Source organism: Hydromonas duriensis (genome assembly GCF_004363775.1).
GTDB classification, from domain to species: domain Bacteria; phylum Pseudomonadota; class Gammaproteobacteria; order Burkholderiales; family Burkholderiaceae; genus Hydromonas; species Hydromonas duriensis.
This window is the reverse complement of record NZ_SNZE01000043.1, coordinates 1-6,833: the sequence shown is the minus strand read 5'-3', so window position 1 is coordinate 6,833 and position 6,833 is coordinate 1. Positions and strand designations below refer to the sequence as shown.

6 protein-coding genes are annotated in these 6,833 nt (G+C 43.0%); all 6 read right to left on the bottom strand.

Features of this window, described 5'->3' with window-relative positions; all coding sequences use genetic code 11:
* Positions 1-74: 74 nt before the first annotated feature.
* The 6 genes from DFR44_RS10935 to DFR44_RS10910 all read right to left on the bottom strand — a co-directional run bounded on the left by DFR44_RS10935 (position 75) and on the right by DFR44_RS10910 (position 6,308).
* Entirely contained in the window at positions 75-602 is a 528-nt protein-coding gene (locus DFR44_RS10935) for an acyltransferase family protein (RefSeq protein ID WP_133621605.1), read from the bottom strand.
* Between the two features lie 65 nt (positions 603-667).
* Positions 668-1,549: a GDP-mannose 4,6-dehydratase gene (locus DFR44_RS10930; RefSeq protein WP_133621604.1), complete on the bottom strand. Its 882-nt coding sequence runs from the start codon at positions 1,547-1,549 to the stop codon at positions 668-670.
* On the bottom strand, positions 1,550-2,584 hold the full coding sequence (gene gmd / locus DFR44_RS10925; protein WP_133621603.1) for a GDP-mannose 4,6-dehydratase: 1,035 nt from the start codon (positions 2,582-2,584) through the stop codon (positions 1,550-1,552).
* A gap of 391 nt (positions 2,585-2,975) precedes the next feature.
* On the bottom strand, positions 2,976-3,458 hold the full coding sequence (locus tag DFR44_RS10920) for an FKBP-type peptidyl-prolyl cis-trans isomerase (protein ID WP_133621602.1): 483 nt from the start codon (positions 3,456-3,458) through the stop codon (positions 2,976-2,978).
* A gap of 122 nt (positions 3,459-3,580) precedes the next feature.
* Positions 3,581-4,957 carry an MFS transporter gene (locus DFR44_RS10915; protein WP_425459569.1) on the bottom strand — a complete coding sequence of 459 codons (1,377 nt, stop codon included), beginning with the start codon at positions 4,955-4,957 and terminating at the stop codon, positions 3,581-3,583.
* A gap of 112 nt (positions 4,958-5,069) precedes the next feature.
* The gene (locus tag DFR44_RS10910) at positions 5,070-6,308 is read right to left on the bottom strand and encodes an MFS transporter (RefSeq protein ID WP_133621600.1); all 1,239 of its coding nucleotides are present in this window, start codon (positions 6,306-6,308) and stop codon (positions 5,070-5,072) included.
* Positions 6,309-6,833: the final 525 nt, after the last annotated feature.

The following is a 6,833-nucleotide window of genomic DNA, read 5'->3' as shown; positions in this document are numbered from 1 at the left end:
CTGTATTTCTTGGCTTTCATCGTAGTATTCCTTTTCTTGTGAGTTTAAGGACTTTTTTCTACTTTGATTCGCTTTTATTTTTTGGGATGATTACCTTGGCACATTCCCACAAAAGATTCAACAGTTGAAAACAACGCAACATTTTCAGAATAAGCAAGGACTAATGTGAATACAATAACAATTACAACACTAACCAAGTACATTGGCATGATTCGTCTAACCCTAGACACATATAATGTTTTCCAATTAATGCCATCTCTAGAGTCAAGCACCTTACTCCAAAATAAGAAGGCCGTTATTGCAAAAAACAAACCAACGCTCAACTGACCAAGCATCGTATAAAACCTTGAATTCGGTGTCGTCCAAACCCCTGTGGCTATATAGTTATAATTGATAAGTGAGTGATGAAAAAAAACCCCTAAAGCCAAAAAACCCCGAAGTCCATCAATCGCAACATGCTTAAAAGTTTTGTGCTGCGGCAAGCTATAAAACTGATTAAGGCGTTGGATAACAGCCGCCAAAAAAAGGAATAAGGCGGAAAGAGCAAAATACATTGGGATGCTATTGGGTGAAATATTCATATTATTTAATATCACGGCCATTTTTTAAAGTTAAGACTCTATTTTTGGCTAAAACGAAGTTTACGTCTTCAACAAGCCTAAAACAGCTATTTTAGCATCCACGTTAAAGTATCTTTTAAATCATATTTAGGTAATTGCGGTAGTTTTTGATTAAGCCTAGAAGCATCGCCTACCAATAATTTAAGCTCATTTGCACGAACAAACGCAGGATTTACTCTTATGTCCATTGTATGACCCGTTAGTTGCTCACACAACTGAATGACCTCAGTGAGCTGATACCCTCGCCCAGAACAAAGATTGAACAAGGAATTCGGCTCTGCACGTTGCATCAAGTCACTATATGCCTTTGCAATCATCCGCACATCATTGAACTCACGAGTCACTTTTAAATTCCCTAACTCAATGACATCAGCCCTTCGTCGAAAATGGTCAACAATTTTTGGAATTAAAAACTGTAACTCTTGACCCGCTCCTGTGTAATTAAATGGTCGAGTAAATACAATGGGCAAACGGTCAGACCATGTCCTCGCCATAAACTCCATAGCCAATTTGCTGGTTGCATAATGATTAATGGGTGAAGGCGGTGTGTCTTCGTTCACTATTGAAACAGTTGGATTGCCATATACATTTGCGCTACTTGATAACAGTATTTTTTCAACTTGAGGCGCCTCAGCATGCAACGCCTCTAGCAAATTCATTGTGCCAAACAAGTTAACATCGTAGAACAACTTCGCGCTTCCATGATCAACAAAAGCAAGCGCGGCCAAATGAATAACAAAATTAGGTTTCACTCGTGCAACGGCCAAGCACAATGAAGCTAAATCTAATAAATCGGCCTCAATCTCATCTTCAGCTAAAGCGTCTTTTTGAACCAAACCAAAAACTTTAAAGCCGTCAAGCTCTAGTGCCCTGCGGACGTAACGCCCCGTGAAACCATGAGCTCCCGTAAGTAAAACGATCTTGTTCATTTAAAAAGAAAACCCAACTTGATTACGACGCAAATCTGCTTCCACCATCATTTGGCACAACTGCTCTAAAGTTGTTTTAGACTCCCAACCGAGTATTTGCTTAGCGTAAGCGGGATTGCCGATTAACAAATCAACTTCGGCAGGGCGATGAAATTTTGGATTAATACGCACAACTATTTTACCTGTTGCAACATCTACCGCTACTTCATCCAAACCATTACCTTTAAACTCAACAGTAATACCCGCGCCCTTAAATGCCATAATCACGAAGTCTCTTACTGTTTCTGTTCTATTCGTCGCCAAAACAAAAGTATCGGCTTTATCTGCTTGTAATATACGCCACATACCCTCGACATACTCTTTAGCAAAACCCCAGTCACGTTTCGCATCTAGATTACCCAGCTCTAAACAATCGAGCTTACCCAATTTAATTTTAGCGACAGAATCTGTGATTTTTCGAGTTACAAACTCACGACCTCGCAAAGGAGACTCATGATTAAACAAAATCCCACTTGAAGCAAAAATATCGTACGACTCACGGTAGTTGATTGTCATCCAGTGCGCATAGAGCTTCGCGATACCATATGGACTACGCGGGTAAAGTGAGGTTTTTTCGCTTTGAGGCACCTCTTGTGCAAGACCAAACATCTCTGAGGTCGAAGCTTGGTAAAAGCGAATTTTAGGATTCAAAATACGGATGGCCTCAAGCAAATGAACCGCCCCAAGACCTGTGATATGGGCTGTCGCCAGAGGTTGTTCAAAAGAAACACCAACAAAACTTTGTGCTGCTAAATTATAAATCTCATCGGGTTGAACTTTAGCGACAATTCGAATAGTGGCCGCCTGATCAGTCACATCGTATTCAATTAAGTGTAAATTAGGGTTGTTCATCACCCCTAACTCTTCCAAGCGCCAAAAATTTACCGAACTTGTGCGACGATATGTACCAAAAACTTCATACCCCTTACTCAACAACAGCTCTGCCAAGTAGGCCCCGTCCTGCCCTGTAATTCCTGTAATAATCGCTTTTTTCATTTATCCCCCAAAAAACACTCAAATTCAATCTTAATTCACGTATCAAGGCTTTTTCATTAGCCTCGCCACCTAAAATTGATGATAAAAAATTAAAACAGCAATCATCTCATCAGTAAAGGCGCTTCAAAACAAAAGTCTATTTTACGTAATACGCACTCATTATACTTATCAAATCTCTGGCATTAGTAGAGGGCACCTATTCTTTTTAAATATTCAACACCACCTTAGACAACTTTCTGATTCTATCATTGACATTAGCGAGCATCAATGAAGATTCGTGCCCAACTCTTGCTTTAGAACACTGTTTTGAACAGAGGTACAAATCATAAAAAAAACAGGTCTTTATTATCTAAAGACCCATTTTTCATAACACACCGTACAACTAATGCTATTAATGATGATGGCCGTCGCCTGCGTGAGCATGGCCGTGCGACAATTCGCTTTCGGTGGCATCACGTACAGCGTCAACTGTAACATCAAAATGCAGGCGTTGACCCGCTAAAGGATGGTTGGCATCCACCGTCACAACGTCTTCAGCAATCGCCATCACAACGACTGAAATTGGACCTTGAGGCGAATTGCCATGCAACTGCATGCCGACCGCCAAATCAGGTACATTGGCAAATGCTTCACGTGGCACTTGTTGAATCGCGTCATCATTGCGCACGCCGTAAGCATCTTCAGGTTCAATGCTGACTTTGAGTTGCTCGCCGACTGATTTGCCTAACAAAGCGTTTTCTAAGCCTGGGATGATATTTTGATGACCTTGCATGTACATCAAAGGCTCTTTGCCCACTGAGCTATCGACGACTTCACCCGCGTCATTGGTAAGCGTGTAATGAATATGAACAACTGAATTTTGTTTAATTTGCATAAAGTCCTCATGGGCTCAGTGATTGGAGCCTTAATTATATAGGAATATAAAAGCGATATGTCACAAAAAAAGTCCGCAAAAGCTTTATGTTTACGGACTTTTTAGGTTTTTTAAAAAGTTATTTAGCAAGGCACTTCAGCATTTTTGCGTGAATAAAACCACCAGTTGACCAACAAACAAGACACATAAAATGCAATAAATGCGAGTAAAGCTGTTTGAACGCCGCCCGTCATGCTAATGGATAAGCCATAACTTTTGGGGATGAAGAAACCACCATACGCACCCATTGCCGCGCTAAAGCCCAACACTGCCGCCGCTTCTTTATTCGCCAGCGCAGCAATGGTCTCGGCACTGGCATTTTTAGCCGCCATGCGCTCATGTAACGTGCTGAAAATTTTAGGCACTTGCGCAAAAGTTGAGGCATTGCCCACGCCTGTGAGCGCGAACAAAATGATGAAACAAGCAAAAAACCCTGTAAAACTACCGCCTTGCCCATTATCGGGTAAGAAGAAAAGAACGCCGCACACCGCTGCAATCATGCCCGCAAACACAAAGGTTGTGACGCGTGCCGCCCCCACTTTATCGGCGATTTTGCCCCCGACCACTCGAGACAATGCGCCAATTAACGCGCCTAAAAATGTATATTGAGTGGCGTTGATGTGTGGAAACTGCCCTTTCATCAACAAGCCAAAACCTGCCGCAAAGCCAATAAATGAGCCAAAAGTACCCAAATACAACCAACACATCAGCCAATTGTGCTTGCGCTTAAAAATGACTGATTGTTCTAAAAACGAAGCCTTCGCACTGCTCAAATCATTCATGCCAAACCAAGCCGCCACGGCAGCCAAGGCCACTAAAGGCACCCAAAAGAAAGCGGCGTTTTGCAACCAAATGGTTTTCACTTGCCCTGCTTTCGTCCACACTTGCGGCTCTGAGCCAAGCGACAAAACACCCATCGTGACAATCACAGGCACGACAAACTGCACCGCAGACACGCCCAAATTACCAAAGCCTGCATTGATGCCCAAGGCTGCGCCTTTTTCAGCCTTTGGAAAAAAGAAACTGATATTGCTCATCGATGAACTAAAATTAGCACTGCCAAAACCACACAACAACGCCAACACTTGCATCACCCAATACGGCGTATCTGGATTTTGAACCGCCATGCCCAACCCCACCAAGGGAATTAACAAACTGGCGGTTGAAAAAGCCGTCCAACGACGACCACCAAAAACAGGGACGACGAACGAATAAAAAATGCGTAAAGTTGCGCCTGATAACGCAGGCAAGCCCGCTAAGGTAAACAACTCCTCTTTGGTATATTTAAATCCAATTTCAGGCAAAAAAGTCGCGGTCACGCTAAAAATTTGCCAAACCGCAAATGCCAAAAATAATGCAGGCACCGAAATCCATAAATTTCGTCGTGCAATGGCTCGGCCTTCGCGCCGCCAAAATTCAGCATCTTCCGAGTTCCAATGAGTGATGAGTTTAGCCATGATACTTTCCAAGATAAAGACAGTGAGACGGTGTGCCGCCTAAAAATAGCCCAGCCACACCCGATAAAAACGACTGACAAATGAGATATCAATCACATACAGATGACACACATACTTAAGACGACTTCAGCGCACGCGACTGAACGCCTTTAAAAGAAAAATGCATCCAAATCAAACTGACACACACCGTGCCATACAACAACATAAACGAACTGGAACGCACACCCGTTAAATCAACCAAAGCACCAAACATAATCGGCAATACAAAACCACCCAAGCCACCCGCCAGCCCGACCACACCCGACACAGCCCCGATATTGCTAGGGAACTCATCCGCAATAAACTTAAACACAGAAGCCTTACCAACAGCCATCGCCACGCCCACGCCGAACAACAACAAAGTAAACAACGTCGCATTTAAGCCCAGATGAAACGTCTGTTCGCCACTGACCGTTTTCACCGTAAAGTCAGTCTGCGGATACGAAAGAATAAAGAAAATCACCCAACACACCCACATCACCGCCCACGTCACCTTATATGCGCCAAACTTATCAGACAAATACCCGCCCAAGGCACGCAACACACCACCTGGCAAAGAAAAACACGCCGCTAAAAAAGCCGCCTGCTTAAGACCAAAACCATACTCATCCACGTAGTAATGCACCATCCACAACGCCAGCGCAACATAACCACCAAAAACAACCGAGTAATATTGACAATAGAGCAGCACCGCAGGATCCTTCATCAAAGCCAACTGCTCACCGACACTGGTTTTAGTCGTCACCAAATGACTTGAATCGCTATAACTAAACAACCAAAATAAAATCGCCGTCCCCAACATCATGGCGGCATACACCGTCGGCAACATCGTCCAGCCATACAGCGCAATAATCGAAGGCGCAATCAACTTCGTCAACGAAGCACCCGCATTACCCGCCCCAAAAATACCCATCGCAAAACCCTGCTGGTCACGATGAAACCAACGCGCCACGTATGGCGTCCCCACCGAGAACGAACCACCCGCCAAACCGACAAACAAACCAATCACCAAAAACTGCCAATACTCAGTAGAAAATTGCGTCAAATAAATAGGAATCACACTTGCCATCATCAACGTAAAAAACACAATCCGCCCACCGTATTTATCCGTCCAAATACCCAAAGGCACGCGCACCAACGACCCCGACAAAACAGGCATCGCGGTCAACAAACCAAACTGCGTTTCATTTAAATTAAGTTCTTTTTTGATGGGAATCCCCAACACCGCATACATCATCCACACCATAAAGCAAATGGTGAATGCAAACGTGCTAGAGGCAAGGACTGAATAAGCCCGTTTTTTGGATAAAGTCATGATTACTCCTTTTTTAAACCTTTTCCTACACCCGTTAGACTAAGCCAATACAGCAGCGACAACCATTGGTCATCCGAGGGGAAAATGTGATTAAAAAGAGGAGGAGGCTCTAGTTATTTTGGGTAGGTTGATTTAACGTAAAAACGGGGAAATTATTGAAGTGCCGTGAATTGTCGCCTCGATGCGGCGGTGGAAGTGAGTACGTATGGTTCGGGTAGGCTATTGCAAAGAAAGATTTGAGCATGATTTATTGCAAGACTATTTAACACAACATTGGGAGCAATAAAAAATGCACCGCTATGCAGTCCGTTTTTTATTTATACTACATACTTAGATTTAAAATATTTAAATCACTTGCCATAAATCTGCATCTAATGTAACTAAAAATCAACGCAGTACGTTAACTAGGGAAGCAAAATGAAAGTAATAGGGTAATCATCCCAAAAAATAAAAGCGAATCAAAGTAGAAAAAAGTCCTTAAACTCACAAGAAAAGGAATACTACGATGAAAGCCAAGAAATACAG

What these genes read in the sequence shown, in the direction of transcription:
- DFR44_RS10935 (WP_133621605.1), bottom strand. Translation starts at nt 602, where the DNA reads ATGGCCGTGATATTAAATAATATGAATATTTCACCCAATAGCATCCCA.
- gmd (WP_133621603.1), bottom strand. Translation starts at nt 2,584, where the DNA reads ATGAAAAAAGCGATTATTACAGGAATTACAGGGCAGGACGGGGCCTAC.
- DFR44_RS10920 (WP_133621602.1), bottom strand. Translation starts at nt 3,458, where the DNA reads ATGCAAATTAAACAAAATTCAGTTGTTCATATTCATTACACGCTTACC.
- DFR44_RS10910 (WP_133621600.1), bottom strand. Translation starts at nt 6,308, where the DNA reads ATGACTTTATCCAAAAAACGGGCTTATTCAGTCCTTGCCTCTAGCACG.
- DFR44_RS10930 (WP_133621604.1), bottom strand. Translation starts at nt 1,549, where the DNA reads ATGAACAAGATCGTTTTACTTACGGGAGCTCATGGTTTCACGGGGCGT.